A 21041-nucleotide genomic window follows, 5' to 3' on the forward strand; every position below is an offset into this window, starting at 1 on the left:
GGCCGAGCCGCAAAGCGGCCCGGCGCCCGATGATCGTCAAACCGAAGGAGTGCCCACTACATGCCCGAAAGCGAACTCCTGGCCATCGCCGCGCACCTGCATGTGCTGCTGCGCAGAAGCTGCGGCCGCGTGACCGATACCGAATGGCTGGCGGCCAATGCCGAGTACGCCGCCGAAATCATCCGCTTCGCCCGGGAGCAGGAAGGGGCGCGCAGCACGCCCGAACTGGTGGACTGGACCCATCGCTTCGAAGCGGCCTGGAATGCCGCGCTGGCCGGGCCCGCCGAGCGCTCGCCGCTCATGCAGCGCGCCGGCGAGCTGATGCGCCAGCGCGCGGAAAACCGCAAGTACGTGGGCACGCTGCGCTAGCGTCTTGCCTGATCAGGCCGGTGGCGCGGGCACGGAGTGCAGCAGCACGGGCGCGTCGCCATCGCCGTTGACGCTTTCCATCTGCACGCCAAAGCCCCACAGGCGCGCTGCGTGCTTGAGCACTTCCAGCGCATCGTCGGACAGGGGCCGGCCCTGGTAGCGCGTGTGGCGCAGGGTCAGGCAGCGGTCGCCGCGCAGGTTCACGTTCCAGACCTGGATATTGGGCTCGCGCGCGCCCAGGTCGTACTGCTGCGACAGGGTCTGGCGCAGGGTGCGGTAGCCGTCGTCGTCGTGGATGGCGCTGACCAGCAACTCGCGTTCGCTGGCATCGTCGTGGATGGAGAACAGGCGCATGTCGCGCATCAGCTGCGGGCTCAGGTACTGGCCGACAAAGCTCTCGTCCTTGAAGTTCTGCATGGCATGGTGCAGCGCCGGCAGCCAGGGCGTGCCGGCCAGGTCGGGGAACCAGCGGCGGTCTTCCTCGGTCGGGTCCTGGCAGATGCGGCGGATGTCGCGGTACATGGCAAAGCCCAGCGCATAGGGATTGATGCCGCTGTAGGCGCGGTGTCCGGCGGGCGGCTGGTAGATCACGTTGGTGTGGGAGGACAGCCATTCGATCATCACGCCGTCGGTCAGCCAGCCTTCGTCGTACAGGGTGTTGAGCAGGGTGTAGTGCCAGAACGTGGCCCAGCCCTCGTTCATCACCTGGGTCTGGCGCTGCGGGTAGAAGTACTGGGCGATCTTGCGCACGATGCGCACGATCTCGCGCTGCCACGGCTCCAGCAGCGGGGCGTTCTTCTCGATGAAGTACAGCAGGTTTTCCTCGGGCTCCTTGGGAAAGCGCTCGCTGTGCTGCGCCGCGCTGTCCTTGCCGGGACGCGCCGGCAGGGTGCGCCACAGCTCGTTGACCTGCTGCTGGGCATAGGCCTCGCGCTGCTCGCGCTCGGCCCGCTCGCGCGCCAGGCTTTTCTTGGAGGGGCGGCGGTAACGGTCCACGCCCAGGTTGGACAGGGCGTGGCAGGAGTCCAGCCATTGCTCCACCGTCGTCAGGCCATGGCGCTCCTCGCACTGGGAGATGAAGTCGCGCGCATAGACCAGGTAGTCGATGATGCTGCCCGCATCCGTCCACATGCCGAACAGGTAGTTGTTCTTGAAGAAGCTGTTGTGGCCGTACGCCGCATGGGCGATCACCAGGGCCTGCATGGCGGTGGTGTTCTCCTCCATCAGATAGCTGATGCAGGGATTGGAGTTGATGACGATCTCGTAGGCCAGGCCCATGTGGCCGCGCCGGTAGCGCCTCTCCGTCGCCATGTATTCCTTGCCATAGCTCCAGTGGCGGTAGCCCACGGGCATGCCCACGCTGGCGTAGGCGTCCATCATCTGCTCGGCCGAGATCACTTCCAGCTGGTTGGGATAGGTGTCCAGGCCGTAGCGTTCGGCGGCGGCCGCAATCGCTGCGTGATAGCGCTCGATGAGCTCGAAGGTCCAGTCGCTGGGATCGGGCAGAGGCTCGGCTGGCCGCGCCCCCGCCGGCAGCGGCGCGGAGGGCACGATGCGCTGGGCCCGGTCGCTGGCCAGATGGGATTTCCACTGCGGCGTGGCATGGCGGGGCGCCAGCACGGGATAGTGAGAGAGGTTCATACCGATACCCCCTCTTTCTTGAACAGGTCGCGGAACACGGGATAGATCTCGCTGGCGTCCGACACCTTGCGCATGGCGAAGTGCGAGAACAGCGGCAGCACCTGGCTGTACTCCTGCCACAGGCTCTGCTCTTCCTGCACCACCTGCACATAGGCGAAGTAGCGCACCAGCGGCAGGATTTTCTCGACCAGCAGGTTGCGGCAGTTGGATCCGTCGTCGCCGAAGTTGTCGCCATCGCTGGCCTGGGCCACGTAGATGTTCCAGTCCCCGGACGGATAGCGCGCGCGGATGATCTGGTCCAGCAGCACCAGCGCACTGCTGACCACCGTGCCGCCGCTTTCCTGGGAGTGGAAGAACTCGTCCTCGCTGACCTCGGCCGCCTGCGTGTGGTGGCGGATGAAGACGATGTCGATCTTCTCGTAGTGCCGCGTCAGGAACAGGTACAGCAGGATGAAGAAGCGCTTGGCCAGGTCCTTGCGGTCCTGGTCCATGGAGCCGGACACATCCATCACGCAGAACATCACGGCCTGGCTGATGGGCGCAGGCACGCGCGTGCGGTTGCGAAACCGCAGGTCGATGGGGTCGAGAAAGGCCACCGTGCCCATGCGCAGCTTCAGCGCGTCGATGCGCTGCTGCAGCTCGGCCGCCGCCTCGCTGGTGCCATCGTCCTGCGCCAGCAGCGCTTGCAGCTGCTCCTCCAGTGCCTTGAGTTCGCGGTGCGGCGCCTTGGTCAGCGCAATGCGCCGGCCCAGGGCGCCGCGCATGGTGCGCAGCAGCGCCAGGTTGTGCGGCGTGCCGTCGTGGCTGTAGCCGGCGCGGCGCGTCTTGTACTGCATGGTGTTGCCGATGTGGGTGCGCAGCAGCCGCGGCAGGGCCAGGTCTTCAAAGAACAGTTCCATGAACTCTTCCTTGGTCAGGGTGAAGGTGAAGTCGTCCTCGCCCTCGCCGCTGTCGCTGGCCTGGGAGCCACCGCCTCCTCCTCCGCCCTGCGGCCGGGCAATGCGGTCACCGCGCACATGCTCGGTGTTGCCCGGGTGCACCGTGTCATGGACGCCGCCCTGCCCGTGGTGGAACACGGGCTCGCGGATGTCCTTGCGCGGGATGGAGACGCTCTCGGACTCCTCCATGTGGCGGATGCCGCGCTTGTCCACCGCGCGGCGCACCGCCTCGGCGATCTGCGCCTTGTAGCGGCGCACGAAGCGCTCGCGGTTGCCCACCGACTTGTTCTTGCCGGCCAGCCTGCGATCGATGATTTGCAATGCCATCTGTTCCCCCCAGCCCGGGCGCGCCGAAGGGCGGCGCACCCACCCGTCAGTTGCTCTTGCGAACGCGCAGGTACCACTCGCACAGCAGGCGCACCTGCTTGGACGTATAGCCCTTGGCCTCCATGCGGGTGACGAAGTCCTCGTGCTTGCGCGCGTCCTCGGCACTGGCCTTGGCATTGAAGCTGATCACGGGCAGCAGCTCCTCGGTATTGGAGAACATCTTCTTCTCTATCACCACGCGCAGCTTCTCGTAGCTGGTCCAGCTGGGGTTCTTGCCCTGGTTGTTGGCCCGCGCGCGCAGCACGAAGTTGACGATCTCGTTGCGGAAGTCCTTGGCATTGGCAATGCCCGCGGGCTTCTCGACCTTCTCCATCTCGGCATTGAGCGCGTTGCGGTCGAAGGCCTCGCCGGTATCGTTGTCGCGGTACTCGCTGTCCTGTATCCAGTAGTCGGCGTAGGTGACGTAGCGGTCGAAGATGTTCTGGCCGTACTCGCTGTAGCTTTCCAGATAGGCGGTCTGGATTTCCTTGCCGATGAACTCGGCATAGTGCGGCGACAGGTACTCCTTGATGTAGCTGGTGTACTTGGTCTCCAGCTCGGCCGGGAACTGCTCGCGCTCGATCTGCTGCTCCAGCACATACATCAGGTGGACCGGGTTGGCCGCCACCTCGGTGCTGTCGTAGTTGAAGACCTTGGACAGGATCTTGAACGCGAAGCGCGTGGAGATGCCCGACATGCCCTCGTCCACGCCCGCATAGTCGCGGTACTCCTGGAAGCTCTTGGCGCGCGGGTCCGTGTCCTTGAGGCTTTCGCCGTCATACACCTGCATCTTGCTGAAGATGCTGGAGTTCTCGGGCTCCTTCAGCCGCGTGAGCACGGCGAACTGGGCCATCATCTTGAGCGTGCCGGGCGCGCACACGGCGCTGGCCAGGGACGACTCGCGGATCAGCTTCTCGTAGATGCGCACCTCCTCGGAAACGCGCAGGCAGTACGGCACCTTGACGATGTAAACGCGGTCCAGGAAGGCCTCGTTGTTGCGGTTGTTGCGGAAGGCCTTCCACTCGCTCTCGTTGCTGTGGGCCAGCACCATGCCGTCGAAGGGAATGGCGCCAAAGCCTTCCGTTCCCTTGTAGTTGCTCTCCTGGGTGGCCGTCAGCAGCGGGTGCAGCACCTTGATGGGCGCCTTGAACATTTCCACGAACTCCAGCAGGCCCTGGTTGGCCAGGCACAGGCCGCCCGAGTAGCTGTACGCGTCGGTGTCGTCCTGGGCAAAGTTCTCCAGCTTGCGGATGTCCACCTTGCCCACCAGGCTGGAGATGTCCTGGTTGTTCTCGTCGCCCGGCTCGGTCTTGGCAATGCCCACCTGCCTGGAGATGCTGGGATAGCGCTTGACCACGCGGAACTGGCGGATATCGCCGCCCAGCTCCTCCAGGCGCTTGACGGCCCAGGGCGACAGCACATGGTTGAGGCAGCGCCGGGGAATGCCGAACTGCTCCTCCAGCAGCGGCCCGTCCTCCACGGGGTCGAACAGGCCCAGCGGCGACTCGTTCACGGGCGAGCCCTTGAGGGCGTAAAACGGCACCTTCTGCATCAGGTATTTGAGGCGCTCGGCGATGGAGCTCTTGCCACCGCCCACGGGGCCCAGCAGATAGAGGATCTGCTTGCGCTCTTCCAGGCCCTGGGCCGCATGGCGGAAGAAGCTCACCACCTGCTCGATGGAGTCTTCCATGCCGTAGAACTCGGCGAAGGCCGGATAGCGCCGGATGACCTTGTTGGCAAACAGCCGCGACTGGCGTGGATCATTGCGCGTGTCCACCATTTCAGGTTCGCCGATGGCTGCCAGCATGCGCTGGGCAGCACCTTCGTAAGCCATGGGATCGCGCTGGCACAGGGCGAGAAATTCGTCCAGCGACATCTCTTCTTCGCGAAGGCGAACGTAACGTGCAGCCGAGTTGCTGATGACATCCATACGACCTCTCCCGGCGGCACCCGAGGGCGAACAGTGCCGCGAAGTTGCAAGGCATTCGCTACCGTGTGGAACTGTTGTAGCACCTTGCATCGGCTTTGAATAGCTCATACGTCCCACATGTCTGCATTGCGCGCGAGGTCACAATGTCAGGTTCCTGGACTACCCCGCTTTTTGCGGCGCCGGGACAGGGGCTTGAGCCAGCCGGGCCTGCAGCAAGGCCCGTGAATACAGCGCCTGACGCTCCCACTTTTGACAAATGATAGTCCGCACTCACACAGCGGCACAGGCCCGAATTCAGAACCGATGTCTCCTGCCGACAACCCCCTACTTGCCGCCGGTCGCCCATCGCGCAAACTGGCTGCCGTGACGCCGATGCACCTGCTGTGGGCCATGAGCCTGGTGCTCGGCCTGCTGCTCGCCCTGCTGGCACCGGACCTGGCCAAGGCCGCACCGGCAGCAGGCCCTTTGGGTGCCTTGCAGGGCACCCTGGGCGGTGGTGCCGCGTCCGACAAGGAACGAAGCAACGCCATTCAGGCCCAACTGGATGCGGCCGCATCGGCGACAAAGGAAGCCGATGCGCTGGCGCAGGAACTGGACCGCCTGCGCGCCAGGGCACGCACGCCCGTGCCTGCCCTGCCCGCGCCGCTGAGCGACGAGCAGCTGGGCAGCCTGTTCGATCGCTGGAAGGAACGCGTTCCCGCCAACGCCAGCCAGGAAGTGCTGGAGCGGCTGCTGGCCGATGAGCGCGATGCCATCGCCGCACTCAAGGTGGGCATCGAAAAATCCGCGGCCGACCAGGCCAACCTGGTCTCGCAGCCCGGCCCGGGGCGGATCGATTTGTCCATCCTCCAACAACGCGCGCAGGAAAACGCCGAGCCCGTGACCGCCGAGCCCGGCGAAGCCCCCGACCTCACCCAGGCCCGCCAGGCAAGGCGCAGCGCAGAGCACCGCCGCGCCCTGCTGGAGCTGGCGCTGCGCCAGGAAGAGCAGTCCACCATCGAAGCCCGCCAGCGCCTGCTGGCCGCCCAGTTGCAGGCCCAGCGCCGCGAGCTGCTCGAGCGCATACCGCGCGCCGCCTGGCTGACCCAGCGCATTGCCGAGCGCAGCCGCCAGCAACTGGAGCAGCAGGTGCAGGAGATGGAGCTGGCCGCCCAGCACGCTTCCGCCGCCGATCCCGCCATACGCGACCTGGCCCAGCGCAATGCGGCGCTGGCCGCGCAGATCCTCAAGAACTCCAATGAACTGGCGCAGGAGCGCAAGACCCTGGCCAATGACGAATATGTCCGCGACCAATTGAGCGCCACGCTGCGCGACACCCAGGCACGCCTGCGGCTGGGCGGTGGCAGCGCGGCCGTGGGCCAGTGGCTGTGGCAGCAGCGCGTGGAGCTGTCCTCCGGCAACACCTTGCAGTCCAGGCACCGCGCCGTGCAGCGCCAGCTGGCCGAGCTGCGGCTGATGCTGTTCAACTCCAGCAAATGGCGCCAGAACCCCGGCGCGGACACGGCGGCACAGGCCCCGGCCGACGCTGCGGATGCAGGCGGCGTGGCGGCACCTGAACCTGCCGCCAGCGCCACCACGGCCATCAATGCCTCCACCTCGGCACAGCAGACCGCCCTGCTGGCCCGGCAGGTGGCGCTCACCGATCAATTGCAGCCCGTTTTGCTGCGCCGCATTGCCGTGCTGGAGCAGACCGATGAAGCCCTGCGCGCCGCCCTGCGCAGCGGCAACGAACTGCGCCAGGTGCTGGACAAGGAACTGCTGTGGTTCCCCAGCCACCGCCCCATGGACCGCACCTGGCTCAGCGAGTGGCAGGCGCTGGAGCAGGACATCGAAGGCAGCAGCTCCCCCTGGAAAACCGCGCGCGCCCTGGCCGCCAGCATCTGGAACGATCCCTGGGCCTTTGGCGCCGTCGGCCTGATCGTGGCCCTGCTGCTGGGCCTGCGCCGCTACGCGCTGCGCCAGCTGCAGTCCATCGCCGTGCGCGTGGGCGACTTCATGCGCGACAACTTCGGGCTGAGCCTGCTCGCGCTGGGCTGGAGCCTGCTCTACACCCTGCCCTGGAGCTTTGCGGCCGCGGCGCTGGGCAGCCTGCTGCAAGGCCCCGAAACCGTGGGCACGGCGCTGGAGCCGCTGGGCGCCACCCTGGTCCAGCTCAGCGATTTCATCTTCGTGGCCACCTTGCTCAACGCCCTGTTCTGCCCGGGCGGGCTGGCACTGGCCCACTTCGGTTGGCCGGCCGCTCGCGTGCAGATGCTGCGCCAGATGGTGCGCCGCGCCGCCTGGCTGATCGTGCCTGCCGAACTGCTGGGCGGCCTGGCCTTCTACAGCCATGACAACCACGCCATCAGCACCTGGGGACGCATCTCCATCCTCATGCTGTCGCTGGGCCTGGCCTGGATGGCCTGGCTGTACTTTCGCCGTGTCATGCAGCAAAAGCGGCCCGGCATCCACTGGGGCCAGATCGTCAGCGTGGTGCTGATGCTCATGCTCAGCGCGCTGGCCGTGGGCATCGTGCTCGGCTATGTCTACACGGCCACCGAATTCATCCAGGCCCTGATGGCCAGCTTCGTGTTCCTGGGCGCGGTCGAGGTCGTGGTCAACCTGCTGCGGCGCTGGCTGCTGCTGGGCGAACGGCGCCTGGCGCTGAACCGGCTGCGCGAAGCCGCCAGGCTGGCCCAGAGCGGCTCGGGCGTGGACACCGGCAAGGCCCCCACCGACGAAGCCACCCAGATGGCCCTGGTCACCGTGGGCGCCCAGGCTCACAGGCTGCTGGGCCTGCTGCAGCAGGTGCTGGTCGTGCTGACCCTGGTCTACGCCTGGCTGCCCGTGCTGCCTGCGCTGCTGCGCTCCGAAGGCGTGGTGCTCTGGTACACCACCAACACCGGCGCCGACGGCATCGCGCATGCCGCCCCCGTGAGCCTGATGGATGCGCTGCTGGGCGTGATGATCCTGCTGCTCACCTTCAGCTTTGCACGCAACCTGCCGGGCCTGCTGGAAGTGACGCTGTCGGCCTCCAACCGCATCAGCAGCTCCGCGCGCTACACCCTGGCCACGCTGGCGCGCTACGCCATCACCATCGCGGGCACGGTCAGCGCCTTCACGCTGCTGGGCCTGCGCTGGGGACAGCTGCAGTGGATGGTGGCGGCGCTCACCGTGGGCCTGGGCTTCGGCCTGCAGGAGATCTTCGCCAACTTCGTCTCGGGCCTGATCCTGCTGGTGGAGCGGCCCTTCCGCGTGGGCGATGTCATCACCATCGACACCCTCACCGGCACCGTCACGCGCATCCGCACGCGGGCCACCACGGTGCTGGACTTCGACAACAAGGAAATCGTCATCCCCAACAAGACCTTCATCACGGGCCAGGTGACGAACTGGACCTTGAGCGACGACGTGACCCGCCTGGTGATCGACGTGCCCGTGGCCCACGGCAATGACCCCGAGCGAGTGCGCGACATGCTGCTGGCCATTGCCAGGGAACACCCCCAGGTGCTGCGCGAACCCGAGCCCAACTGCTGGTTCATGGCGCTGGAAGGCAACGGCCAGCGCTTCGAGCTGCGCGCCTACGTGGGCAAGGTCGAAGACCGCCTGCCCGTGCGCCACGACCTCAACCGCCGCGTCAACGACCGGCTCAAGGACGCTGGCATTGCCGTGGCCTTCCCGCAGCTGGACCTGCATGTGCGCAACATGCCGGCCCATGCACCGGGGCAGGCACCTGGGCAGGCGCCTGGGCAGACCCCACCCCATCCGACGGCATGAGGCCGGCAAGTCCCCCGACTCCACGCTCACAGCGCGGCATTGCCCCGCTCGCGGTCAGAACACTTCCCAGTTCTCGTCCACACGCTCGCCCGTATTGCGCAGCGGGGTGACCTTGGCAGGCGCTGCAGCAACCCTGGGTGCCGCTGCGGACGCCATCGTCCGCTGGCCGCCCTTGCCGCCTGCGGCGGCTGGCGCTGGCGCCTGGCCCGGTGAGGACGCGGGCAGGGGCACGGACGAGGACACCCCGTCCAGCTTGAACAGACTGACCAGATCGACCAGCCTGGCAGCCTGCGCATTCAGGCTCGCAGCAGCCGCCGCCGATTCCTCGACCAGGGCCGCATTCTGCTGCGTGACCTGGTCGAGCTGAACGACGGCATCGCCCACCTGCGCCACACCGTCGGCCTGCTCGGCCGTGGCCGCGCCTATTTCGCCGATCAGGTCGGCAACGCGCTGCGCCTGCTGGACGATGTCCTTCATCGCGGAACCCGTCTCGCTCACCAGGCCCGAGCCCTCGTCCACCTTGGACACGCTCTCGCCTATCAGGGCCTTGATCTCCTTGGCTGCCCCCGCGCTGCGCTGGGCCAGGCTGCGCACTTCGGATGCCACCACGGCAAAGCCGCGCCCCTGCTCGCCCGCCCGCGCTGCCTCCACGGCGGCATTGAGCGCCAGGATGTTGGTCTGGAAGGCAATGGAGTCGATCACGCCGATGATGTCCTCGATCTTCCGGGAACTGGCGGTGATCTGCTCCATGGTGGCCACAACGCGGTCCACGATCTTGCCGCCGCCGGTGGCGGCCTGGCTCGACGAAGCGGCCAGCTGGGTGGCGGTACGCACCGTATCGGCATTGAGCTTGACGGTGGCGTTCATCTCCTCCATGGAGGCAGCGGTCTGCTCCAGATTGCTGGCCTGCTCTTCCGTGCGCTGGCTCAGGTCCGCATTGCCCGAGGCAATCTGGCTGGCGCCGGTCGCAATCGATTCACTGCTTTGCCGCACATCGGCGACCACGCGCGCCAGGCCGGCCCGCATGTCCTCCATGGCGCGCAGCAGGCTGGAGGTGTCGCCGGGCGCCAATTGCACCCGCACGGACAAATCGCCCTGCGCGATCTGGCGCGCCACCCCGGCGGCATAGGACGGCTCTCCGCCCAGCTGCTGCTTGACCGTCCTGGTGATCATCCAGGCCACCAGACCGCCCAGCGCGGCGGCCAGCAGCGTCAGCACCAGCATGGCCACGCCGTCTTCGGCCACGCGGCGCAGCGAGCCGTCCACGGTGGCCTGCGTCTGTGCCTTCTGGTAATCGACCAGCGCCTCGACCGCATCGAAATAGGTCGTCTGCAAGGAGCGCAGGCGCCCCATGATCAGATCCCTGGCGGCATCGCCCTGGTTGGCCAGGCCCAGGTCACCGGCCTGGCGCATGGTCTCCACGAACGGCTGGCGCGCCTGACGTATGTCGGCAAAGAGCCGGCGCGCCTGCTCGGTCTGCAGGCGCTGGTCCAACTCCTTCATGACCAGGCCGTTCCTGGCAACCACCTCATCCAGCCGGCGGCTCTCCTCGGCCATCTGCGCCGGATCGGTGATCAGCGCCAGATTGCGCACCACCCGCGCCGACGCATTGGCGTTGTCCTTGAGCGATTGCAGCCGGGCCAGATTGCCCATGCGGTCCTCGGCCAGCACGCGCAGCTGCTCGCCCTGGTCACGCAACTTCATCCAGCCGAAGGCCGCCACGCATACGCAAACCACGATCACCGCGAAAAAACCCATGCCCAGCATGGTTCCCAACTTCATACGCCTCAGAAAACCCACGTCGCTCTCCCTCGAACCACCTACGCAAACCGGCCAGACTGCTGGCACGGAAGAAACACATTCATGAACAAATTTGACAATTTGAATCAGTTGCGTCGCCTTCCCAAACCCTGCACATCCGGTAGGACAGCGCCTTGCCGACATGCAGGCATCGGGCTGCCAGCGATTGCACGAACCGTCATTTCGCGCTTGATGGCCATGTTTCAATCCACATGCCCGCATGGGGCGCGACGGAGGCGGGAGAGTCGCGGGCAGCTTTGGCGAGTTTCAATCCACGCGCCCGCACGGGGCGCGACCTGATTACAAACAGGCCCATAGCACCCCCTCTTTGGTTTCAATCCACGCGCCCGCACGGGGCGCGACCGCCGCCATCGGTGCGCGTGCGCTCGATGGAGAAGTTTCAATCCACGCGCCCGCACGGGGCGCGACATGCGCAGCTGGTTGCCCGGCACCCAGCCGCTGCCGTTTCAATCCACGCGCCCGCACGGGGCGCGACCTGGTTTCGCGGGCCAGCACGCCGCTGCCCTGGTAGTTTCAATCCACGCGCCCGCACGGGGCGCGACTCGATCAGCACGGCCTTGCCCAGGTCTTCGATGACGTTTCAATCCACGCGCCCGCACGGGGCGCGACTGACGATGATCGACGTGGCAGACCTGCGTTTCCTGTTTCAATCCACGCGCCCGCACGGGGCGCGACTCCTGCTGTGACGCCTAGCATCGGCTATCCAGCCAGTTTCAATCCACGCGCCCGCACGGGGCGCGACGTCCGCGGTCACGGTCTTGACGCGCGCAGCACGGTTTCAATCCACGCGCCCGCACGGGGCGCGACCGAACTGGTGCATGACGCCAGAACGATGCTGAAGTTTCAATCCACGCGCCCGCACGGGGCGCGACCCGAAGCATTGCCGGTGAGGGCAATGGAGCGCACGTTTCAATCCACGCGCCCGCACGGGGCGCGACGATTGCCCCCTGTGCCAACTGGCCGCCCAAGTGCAGTTTCAATCCACGCGCCCGCACGGGGCGCGACGAACCAGCCCAGGTCCACCGGCTTACCCATCTCGTTTCAATCCACGCGCCCGCACGGGGCGCGACCTTGACGAGCCAGCCCTCGCCGTCAATCTCAGGCTTGTTTCAATCCACGCGCCCGCACGGGGCGCGACCCAGCTTGCAAATGTCGCAGGCGATATCGACGTTGTTTCAATCCACGCGCCCGCACGGGGCGCGACGTCGCCCTGCGTCGGGATGTGCGGGTCAGGCCGGTTTCAATCCACGCGCCCGCACGGGGCGCGACTGCAGCACCTGCCAATCTTCTGCTTCGCTGGAGTGGTTTCAATCCACGCGCCCGCACGGGGCGCGACCGCATACGTTCTCCTAGCGTATTTTTGTGGAAATGTTTCAATCCACGCGCCCGCACGGGGCGCGACTCCTCTGCAACGTCATCAGCGGTCCCTTTAGGAAGTTTCAATCCACGCGCCCGCACGGGGCGCGACTCGCTCTGGTGCCGATGCGCCTGACGCGGGCCATGTTTCAATCCACGCGCCCGCACGGGGCGCGACACAGCAGACGCTACAGCGAGTCAGGCAAGCGGTGGTTTCAATCCACGCGCCCGCACGGGGCGCGACGGCCGGGGTAGGTCGTTCTATTTCGGCTCCAAAGTTTCAATCCACGCGCCCGCACGGGGCGCGACGGCTGTGGAGGCGCTTCTGTTTGAGCGTAGACCTGTTTCAATCCACGCGCCCGCACGGGGCGCGACAAGCGGCGACTCCGTAGATCAGTGCCTCATGGGCGTTTCAATCCACGCGCCCGCACGGGGCGCGACCTGTGCACGATCCTGCCACAAGGGCCGCGCACCACGTTTCAATCCACGCGCCCGCACGGGGCGCGACGCTGCGCATCACGGTCGTGCTGCTCAGCCAGTTGTTTCAATCCACGCGCCCGCACGGGGCGCGACTTGGCATCCGTCACCCAGTCCTCGTACATCGGGCGTTTCAATCCACGCGCCCGCACGGGGCGCGACCCGTCACCTGGTCATAAGCGGGTGCCGTATGGGGTTTCAATCCACGCGCCCGCACGGGGCGCGACCAGGCTGGCAGGGCATTTCGGGCTGTGTGCAGATGTTTCAATCCACGCGCCCGCACGGGGCGCGACAAGTTCGGCACGTCCGAAGAGTTCAAGAAGTGGGGTTTCAATCCACGCGCCCGCACGGGGCGCGACCTGATGAGGCCATGCACGCTCATGGCCGGCTGATCGTTTCAATCCACGCGCCCGCACGGGGCGCGACTTGGCATCCGTCACCCAGTCCTCGTACATCGGGCGTTTCAATCCACGCGCCCGCACGGGGCGCGACGTGCGCTACGACGCACCAGGGTGTTCGACCTGGTTGTTTCAATCCACGCGCCCGCACGGGGCGCGACGACGGGCATGCGTACAGCCCTCACCCTTGAGCGTGTTTCAATCCACGCGCCCGCACGGGGCGCGACGGCATGCTTATAACCCAGCCGTACCACTGCAAAAAAAGCTTCGCCATCGCGAACCTGCGCGCTCTGTCCCGAAAAAACGGCAAGGACCACGACAGACGCAGTGATGCCTCAACAAAAACAACGGCTTGCAGAAATGCGAACCTCAGGGGAGGACAAAGGTCACTTGGGGTTCGCGGGACGCGAGCTGGTGCGGCCAACTGCGGCCGGGGCACGCGGTGACTGGGTGCCCACAAAAAAGCGGCCTTTCAGGCCGCTCTTCATCAGCATGCGCAGCCGCAAGCCGATCAGCTGCCCGCCACCTTCATCCGGTTGATCAGGATCGAGCCCACGGTCTTGGCGCCGTAGTTGTAGGCATCTGCGCCCACGGCCTCGATGCCCTTGAGCATGTCCTTGAGATTGCCGGCGATGGTGATCTCATGCACGGGGAAGGCGATTTCGCCGTTTTCCACCCAGAAGCCGCTGACACCGCGCGAGTAGTCGCCGGTCACGTAGTTCACGCCCTGGCCCATGAGCTCGATCACGAACAGGCCCGTGCCCAGCTTCTTGAGCATGGCGGGCAGGTCGTCGCCGGCCTTGGTGCGGCGCGAGGTCATGACCAGGTTGTGCGATCCGCCGGCATTGCCGGTGGTCTTCATGCCCAGCTTGCGGGCCGAGTAGCTGGACAGGAAGTAGCCCTCGACGCGGCCGGCATCCACCACCTTGCGGGCCTGCACGCGCACGCCTTCCTCGTCGAAGGGCGAGCTGCCCTTGCCACCGAGGATGAAGGGGTCTTCCGTGATGTCGATGTGCTTGGGGAAGACGGGCTTGCCCAGCGAGTCGAGCAGGAAGGTGCTGCGGCGGTACAGCGCGCCGCCGCTGACGGCCTGCACGAAGCTGCCCAGCAGGCCTGCGGCCAGCGTGGACTCGAACAGCACCGGGCATTCGGTGGTCGGGATCTTGCGGCTGCCCAGGCGGCTCAGGGCGCGCTGGGCGGCGTAGCGGCCCACGGCTTCGGGCGAGGCAAGGTCGGCCGCGTTGCGCATGGAGCTGTACCAGGCGTCGCGCTGCATCTCGCCATTGCGCCCGGGCAGCGAGGCGATGGGCGCCACCGACAGGCTGTGGCGCGAGCTGGCGTAGCCGCCACGGAAACCATTGGTGTGGGCGCTGAAGAAATGGCTTTGCTGGGCCGAAACGCCCGCGCCTTCACTGTTGGTGATGCGCTTGTGCGTGCGCAGCGCGGCTTCCTCGCATTGCAGCGCCAGTTCGGCCGCAGCCTCGCTGGTGAGGTCCCAGGGGTGGAACAGCTGCAGGTCGCGGTGGGTGCCGGGCTGGGCGATGTCGGCCGCATCGGGCAGGCCGGCCATGGGATCTTCGGCCGTGAAGCGTGCGATGTCGTAGGCGGCCTGCACGGTCTGCTGGATGGCGGCATCCGAGAAGTCCGAGGTGCTGGCGTTGCCACGGCGGTTGCCCAGGTAGACGGTCACGCCCAACGACTTGTCGCGGTTGCGCTCCACGGTCTCCAAAGCCCCCTTGCGCACGCTCACGCTCAGGCCGCAGCCCTCGGAAGCCTCGGCCCCGGCGTTGGTGGCGCCGAGCTTCTTGGCGTGGACCAGGGCACGGTCCACCAAGTCTTCAAAAAACGGTTGGCTGTAGCTGAAGCCGGAATCAGCCTGCGGTTTGGCGGTGCTTGCCGAGCGGGGACGGGGTTTTTTCATAGCGGCGGCTATGATAGCCGCCACTGCAGCGCTCTCCGCGCCGCCACTGCATTTGTCCCCTACCCCATGTCACGCAAACCCAAAAAAGGCTACTACGTCAAAGGTCACTTCGTTGCCGAAGGCAGCGAACTCGACCTGCAGCTCAAGGCCGAACTCAAAGGCACCCCCGACTCCAGCAAGACGGATCTCAAGCGCGAGTCCGACGCTCTGCAGGACCTCGGCAAGGATTTGCTGACGCTGCGCTCCGACCTGTTCAAGCGCCTGCAATTGCCCGACCAGCTGGCCGATGCCCTGGCCGAGGCCAAGCGCATCACCAATTTCGAAGGCAAGCGCCGCCAGATGCAATTCGTCGGCAAGCTCATGCGCAAGCTGGACGAGGCCGAGATCGCCGCCGTGCGCGCCGCGCTGGACGAGCAGCACAACGGCTCGGCCGCCGAGAAGATGGCCCTGCACGCCGCCGAGCAATGGCGCGACCGCCTGATTGCCGAGGAATCGGCCCTGTCCATCTGGCTGGACCATTTCCCCGACACCGACACCCAGCAGCTGCGCGCCCTGATCCGCCAGGCCCGCAAGGACATGCCGGGCGCCCATGAGGCCAATGTGCAGGAATCCACCGGCCTGGCCCAGCGCAAGGGCCGCGCCTACCGCGACCTGTTCCAGCTGGTTCGCCAGCAGTTGGGCGGCACGGGCCGCGAGACTGCCGAGGACGGTGACGGCGCTGGCGAGGAAGCTGACGATGAGTGAACCCGTCCATGACGCTGTGCGCATCGGCATCGTCTCGATCAGCGACCGTGCCAGCAGCGGCGTCTATGAGGACAAGGGCCTGCCGGCCCTGCAGGACTGGCTCACCCGCGCGCTCAGGAACCCCATCACGTTCGAGCCGCGCCTGATCCCCGACGAGCAGGCCGGCATCAGCGCCACGCTGATCGAACTGGTCGATGCAGGCTGCTCCCTGGTGCTGACCACGGGCGGCACCGGCCCCGCTCTGCGCGATGTCACGCCCGAAGCCACCCTGGCCGTGGCCGACAAGGAAATGCCGGGCTTTGGCGAGCAGATGCGCCAGATCAGCCTGGCCTTTGTGCCCACGGCGATTCTGTCGCGCCAGGTGGCGGTGATCCGTGGCAAGAGCCTGATCATCAACCTGCCGGGCCAGCCCAAGGCGATTGCCGAGACTCTGCAAGGCCTGCAAAACCCTGATGGCACGCAAACGGTCAACGGCATCTTTGCGGCCGTGCCCTATTGCGTGGACCTGATCGGCGGGCCTTATCTGGAAACGGATGACAGCGTGTGCAAGGCCTTCCGGCCCAAGAATGCCGTGCGCGCGCCGCGCACTGCTGACTGAGGTCCAGGCCAGGAGGCCCACGGTGCATCCAACAAGGCAGCCTCAGGGCTGCCTTTTTTGCGGCCGCACGGCCTGACTGTCGCACCGGGGCCACCAAGCCCGTGCTTGCCCCAATGCGGCAGGCCCCTGTCCCTGCCAGCATGGAATCACCCCGGCCCCTGCGCAACAGCAGCGGGCTTTTTCCATCCAAAGCAAGGAGACTTCATGCAGCAACGCCCCAAGACATCGCTGATGACACCGCTGGCCCTGGCACTGTGCGCCGCCGCACTGGCAACGCCGGCCCTGGCGCAGCAGGACAAGGTTCGGATCGGCTTCATCACCGACATGTCCAGTCTCTATGCCGATGTCGAGGGCAAGAACGGCGCCGTGGCGATACAGATGGCCATCGACGACTACGGCGGCAAGCTGCTGGGCAAGCCCATCGAGCTGCTGACGGCCGACCACCAGAACAAGGCTGACATTGCCGCCAGCAAGGCGCGCGAGTGGATCGACACGCAGGGCATCAGCCTGGTGTTTGGCGGCACGAACTCGGCCACGGCCCTGTCCATGGCCAAGGTGGCGCAGGAGAAAAAGCGTGTCTTCATCGACAACGGCGCGGGCAGCTCGGCGCTGACCAACGAGCAGTGCAGCCCCTACACCGTGCACTACGCCTTCGACACCGTGGCCCTGGCCAAGGGCACGGGCGCGGCCGTGGTGGAGGCCGGCGGCAAGAGCTGGTACTTCGTGACGGCCGACTATGCCTTCGGCCATGCGCTGGAGGCCGATACCACCAAGATCATCGAGGCGCGTGGCGGCAAGGTGCTGGGCTCGGTCAAGACGCCGCTGAACGCCAGCGACTTCTCCAGCTTCATGCTGCAGGCGCAGAACTCCAAGGCCCAGATCCTGGGCCTGGCCAACGCGGGTGGCGACACCATCAACTCCATCAAGGCCGCGCGCGAGTTCGGCGTGACCAAGGACATGAAGCTGGCCGGCCTGCTGGTGTTCTTCACCGACGTGCACAGCCTGGGCCTGAAGAACACCCAGGGCATGCAGTTCACCACCAGCTGGTACTGGGACATGAACGATGCCTCGCGCAAGTTCGCCGATGCCTTCATGGCAAAGACCCAGCGCCGCCCCAGCGAGATCCAGGCGGCCGACTACTCGGCCACCATGAACTGGCTCAAGGCCGTGGAGAAGGCCGGCACGCTGGACGCCGACAAGGTCATGGCCACCTGGCGAGGCATGAAGATGGACGACTTCTTCGGCAGCGGCTACCTGCGCGAGGACGGCCGCTACGTGCACGACATGTACCTGATGGAAGTGAAATCCCCCGCCGAATCCAAGGGCACCTGGGACTACTACAAGCTGGTCAAGAAGCTGCCGGCCGAGCAAGTCTGGACCACCAAGGCAGAGAGCAAGTGCCAATATTGGCGCTGAACTTGCGGTGAGCCGGGGGGGGCAGCCCGGCCGCTCCCGCCCCTCGCTTTCTCCACTGAATCTCCATGCCTTGGTCAATGCCGGGACATCGAACCGCGCCAGACTGGTAAGTTCGAGCATTGGGCGCGGCGCCGGGCAGGAACTTCTTCCCCTGCGGCCGACCGCGCGGCAGGGGAAGAATGAAGTTCAATCGCAAGTGGACCATTGGCGCCGTGGTGGGTGCCTGCATCATCGCCGGGGGCGCACTGTGGAAGGCCAGCGCCAAGCCCGCCACCCGGTACGCGACGGCCGCCGTCACCGTGGGCAACCTGGAGCAGACCGTGCTGGCCGTAGGCCGGCTGCATGCCAAGGAGCTGGTTGCCGTGGGCGCCCAGGTCTCCGGACAGGTCAAGCGCCTGCATGTGGAACTGGGCCAGCAGGTCAAGGCCGGCGACCTGATCGCCGAAGTCGATGCCCAGCCGCAGCGCATCAAGCTGCGCAATGCCGAGGCCTCGGTCACCGCGCTGCAGGCGCAGTTGGCCGCACGGCGCGCGGCCCTCGTCCAGGCCCGGCTCACCTTCCAGCGCCAGCAGGAACTGCTGCAGGCCGACGCCACCTCGCGCGCCGACCATGAGGCCGCCAAGGCGGCGCTGGACACGGCCCAGGCCGAGGTCGGCGCTCTGCAGGCCCAGATCGAGCAGGCACGCACCCAGGTGGAGACCGAGCGCATCAACCTGGGCTACACCCGCATCGTGGCGCCCATGGACGGCGTGATCGTGGCCGTGGTCACCAAGCAGGGCCAGACCCTGAACTCCTTCCAAACCACGCCCACCATCGTCATGCTGGCCAAGCTCGACGTGATGACCGTGCGTGCCGAGATTGCCGAGGCCGACGTGGACAAGATCCAGCTCGGCCAGACCGCATGGTTCACCACGCTGGGCAGCAACCGCCAAAAACACATGGCGAAGATTGAGCGCATCGAGCCCGCACCGACCTCCATCGTCAATGACGCGGGCGGCGGCGCCTCGCCCGCTGCGGCCACGCCCGCCGCCAAGGCCATCTACTACAACGCCCAGTTCGACGTGCCCAACCCGGACGGCAAGCTGCGCCCCTCCATGACCGCCCAGGTCACCGTGCGCGTGGCCCAGGCCGACAAGGCCGTGCTGGTGCCGGCCGCCGCACTGGGCAGCCGGGCAGAGGACGACAGCTACACCGTGCGCGTGCGCGACGGCGAAGGCAAGGTCGCCGAGCGCAAGGTGCGCATCGGCCTGCGCACCAATGCCCAGGCCCAGGTGCTGTCGGGCCTGGAGGCGGGCGAGCAGGTGGTGATCGGCGAGGCGGGCCCGAACAACGCCCCCGCCGCCGACCCCATGGGAATGTGAGCATGGACCAGCCATTGCTGCAAATGCGGGGACTGCGCAGGGAGTTCCCCGCGGGTGACACCACGGTCGCCGTGCTCAAGGACATCGACCTGACCATCGAGGCCGGCGAGATGGTGGCCATCGTGGGCGCCTCGGGCTCGGGCAAGTCCACGCTGATGAACATCCTCGGCTGCCTGGACCATCCGACCTCGGGCAGCTACCGCATCGCCGGCCGCGAGACCGGCGAGCTGGGCCCCGATGCGCTGGCCGCGCTGCGGCGCGAGCATTTCGGCTTCATCTTCCAGCGCTACCACCTGCTGGCCGACCTCACGGCCCAGGGCAATGTGGAGCTGCCATCGGTCTACGCCGGCACGGCGCCCACGGACCGCCATGCGCGCTCGGCCGCCCTGCTCGAACGCCTGGGCCTGGCCGACCGCATGCAGCACCGGCCGGGCCAGTTGTCGGGCGGGCAGCAGCAGCGCGTGTCCATTGCCCGCGCGCTGATGAACGGCGGCGCCGTCATCCTGGCCGACGAGCCCACGGGCGCGCTGGACAAGGCCAGCGGCGAACAGGTCATGCGCATCCTGCAGGAGCTGCATGCCGACGGCCACACCATCATCCTGGTCACGCACGACATGGCCGTGGCGGCCCACGCCTCGCGCGTAATCGAGATCAGCGACGGCGCCATCATCGCGGACCGGCGCAGCGCCCCGCATGAAAGCAAGCCCCCGCTGGAGGCCACAGCCGCCCCGCGCGCCGCCTCCTGGCGCATGTTCGGCGACCGCTTCGGCGAAGCGCTGCGCATGGCGCTGCGGGCCATGAACGCGCACCGCCTGCGCACCTTCCTGACCATGCTGGGCATCATCATCGGCATCTCTGCCGTGGTCTCGGTGGTGGCGCTGGGGCGCGGCGCGCAGCAGCAGGTGATGAACCAGATCAGCGAGCTGGGCACGAACACGCTGGACATCTTCCCCGGCAAGGACTTCGGGGACACGCGCGCCGCCGCCATCGAGACCCTGGTCGCCGCCGATGCCCAGGCCCTGGCCGAGCAGCCCTACGTGGACAGCGCCACGCCCAATGTGTCGGTCAGCGTCACGGCGCTGTACCGCGAGAACGCGGCCATGGCCCAGGTGACGGGCGTGGGCTTCGAGCATTTCCGCGTGAAGGGCCTGCGCCTGGCGTCAGGGCGGTTCTTCGACCAGCGCGACGTGGACCTGCACGCCCAGGTCGCGGTCATCGACCAGAAGGCCGCCACCGCGCTCTTCCCCGGCAACCCCAGCCCGCTGGGCGAGGTGGTGATGCTGGGCGAGATGCCCGTGGAGATCGTGGGCGTGCTGCGCCCCGCGCAGAACAGCTTCGGCGGCTCCACGCCCACCTTCTTCGTGCCCTACACGGCAGCCGCCACGCGCCTGGTCGGCAAGTACCACCTGGACAGCATCACGCTGCGCATCAAGGACGAGGTGCCGGCCGAGATCGCGCTGAAGGCGGCCACCAGCCTGCTCACGGAACGCCACGGCACCAAGGACTTCTTCGTCTGGAACTCCGACCAGATCCGCCAGGCCATCACGCGCACCAGCACCACGCTGACGCTGCTGGTCTCGGCCATCGCCATGATCGCGCTGCTGGTGGGCGGCATCGGCGTGATGAACATCATGCTGGTGTCGGTCACCGAGCGCACGCGCGAGATCGGCGTGCGCATGGCCATCGGCGCGCGCCAGTCGGACATCCTTCAGCAGTTCCTGATCGAGGCCGTGCTGGTCTGCATCGTGGGCGGCATCCTGGGTGTCTCTCTGGCGCTGGGCCTGGGCCTGGCAGTGAGCCTGTCGGGCTCCACCTTCCAGCTGTCGTTCTCGGCCGCCTCCATCGTGCTGGCCGTCGCCTGCTCCTCGCTCATAGGCATCACCTTCGGCTTCCTGCCCGCGCGCAGCGCGGCGCGCCTGGACCCCGTCCAGGCCCTCTCCAGAGATTGA

The 21041-nt window shown here is 66.9% G+C and carries 12 protein-coding genes and 1 CRISPR repeat array; of the genes, 7 read left to right on the forward strand and 5 right to left on the reverse strand.

The genetic code is table 11. The features are described 5' to 3' along the window. The first annotated feature begins 60 nt into the window (after positions 1-60). The gene (locus DELCS14_RS21400; protein WP_013803509.1) at positions 61-369 is read left to right on the forward strand and encodes a hypothetical protein; all 309 of its coding nucleotides are present in this window, start codon (positions 61-63) and stop codon (positions 367-369) included. A 12-nt stretch (positions 370-381) separates the two neighbouring features. Here the strand turns inward: DELCS14_RS21400 and DELCS14_RS21405 are convergent, their stop codons facing one another. The 3 genes from DELCS14_RS21405 to DELCS14_RS21415 are packed head-to-tail and all read right to left on the reverse strand — an operon-like array spanning position 382 to position 5244. Beyond that, positions 382-2010 (reverse strand): SpoVR family protein, encoded by a 1629-nt coding sequence (locus DELCS14_RS21405; RefSeq protein ID WP_013803510.1) that lies wholly within the window; start codon positions 2008-2010, stop codon positions 382-384. Next, positions 2007-3275 carry a YeaH/YhbH family protein gene (locus DELCS14_RS21410; protein WP_013803511.1) on the reverse strand — a complete coding sequence of 423 codons (1269 nt, stop codon included), beginning with the start codon at positions 3273-3275 and terminating at the stop codon, positions 2007-2009. Before DELCS14_RS21410 ends, DELCS14_RS21405 begins: the two co-directional genes overlap by 4 nt. A gap of 46 nt (positions 3276-3321) precedes the next feature. Beyond that, positions 3322-5244 carry a PrkA family serine protein kinase gene (locus tag DELCS14_RS21415; RefSeq protein WP_012204247.1) on the reverse strand — a complete coding sequence of 641 codons (1923 nt, stop codon included), beginning with the start codon at positions 5242-5244 and terminating at the stop codon, positions 3322-3324. A 372-nt stretch (positions 5245-5616) separates the two neighbouring features. On the opposite strand from DELCS14_RS21415, the gene DELCS14_RS21420 reads away from it, so the two are divergent. After that, entirely contained in the window at positions 5617-9000 is a 3384-nt protein-coding gene (locus tag DELCS14_RS21420) for a mechanosensitive ion channel domain-containing protein (protein WP_013803512.1), read from the forward strand. 54 nt (positions 9001-9054) lie between these two features. Here the strand turns inward: DELCS14_RS21420 and DELCS14_RS21425 are convergent, their stop codons facing one another. Together DELCS14_RS21425 and pmbA are read right to left on the reverse strand one after the other, a co-directional pair. After that, positions 9055-10782 (reverse strand): methyl-accepting chemotaxis protein, encoded by a 1728-nt coding sequence (locus tag DELCS14_RS21425; protein WP_043796421.1) that lies wholly within the window; start codon positions 10780-10782, stop codon positions 9055-9057. 218 nt (positions 10783-11000) lie between these two features. Next, positions 11001-13279: a CRISPR direct-repeat array (repeat unit 32 nt; unit sequence GTTTCAATCCACGCGCCCGCACGGGGCGCGAC). 284 nt (positions 13280-13563) lie between these two features. Beyond that, entirely contained in the window at positions 13564-14973 is a 1410-nt protein-coding gene (pmbA, locus tag DELCS14_RS21430) for a metalloprotease PmbA (RefSeq protein WP_012204243.1), read from the reverse strand. Between the two features lie 66 nt (positions 14974-15039). Here pmbA and yjgA point away from each other — a divergent pair, with 66 nt between their 5' ends. The 5 genes from yjgA (at position 15040) to DELCS14_RS21455 (ending at position 21041) form a co-directional block, all read left to right on the forward strand. Beyond that, a complete protein-coding gene (yjgA, locus tag DELCS14_RS21435; RefSeq protein ID WP_013803514.1) occupies positions 15040-15717 on the forward strand; it encodes a ribosome biogenesis factor YjgA in 678 nt (225 codons plus the stop codon). Then, complete coding sequence (gene mog / locus DELCS14_RS21440) at positions 15710-16315, forward strand: molybdopterin adenylyltransferase (RefSeq protein ID WP_013803515.1); 606 nt, start codon at positions 15710-15712, stop codon at positions 16313-16315. Before yjgA ends, mog begins: the two co-directional genes overlap by 8 nt. A 204-nt stretch (positions 16316-16519) precedes the next feature. After that, on the forward strand, positions 16520-17731 hold the full coding sequence (locus DELCS14_RS21445) for an ABC transporter substrate-binding protein (RefSeq protein WP_012204238.1): 1212 nt from the start codon (positions 16520-16522) through the stop codon (positions 17729-17731). A gap of 179 nt (positions 17732-17910) precedes the next feature. After that, positions 17911-19092 (forward strand): efflux RND transporter periplasmic adaptor subunit, encoded by a 1182-nt coding sequence (locus DELCS14_RS21450; RefSeq protein ID WP_013803516.1) that lies wholly within the window; start codon positions 17911-17913, stop codon positions 19090-19092. 2 nt (positions 19093-19094) lie between these two features. Then, positions 19095-21041 (forward strand): MacB family efflux pump subunit, encoded by a 1947-nt coding sequence (locus DELCS14_RS21455; RefSeq protein ID WP_013803517.1) that lies wholly within the window; start codon positions 19095-19097, stop codon positions 21039-21041.

Origin of the sequence: Delftia sp. Cs1-4 (assembly GCF_000214395.1) — a bacterium.
GTDB classification, from domain to species: domain Bacteria; phylum Pseudomonadota; class Gammaproteobacteria; order Burkholderiales; family Burkholderiaceae_C; genus Comamonas; species Comamonas acidovorans.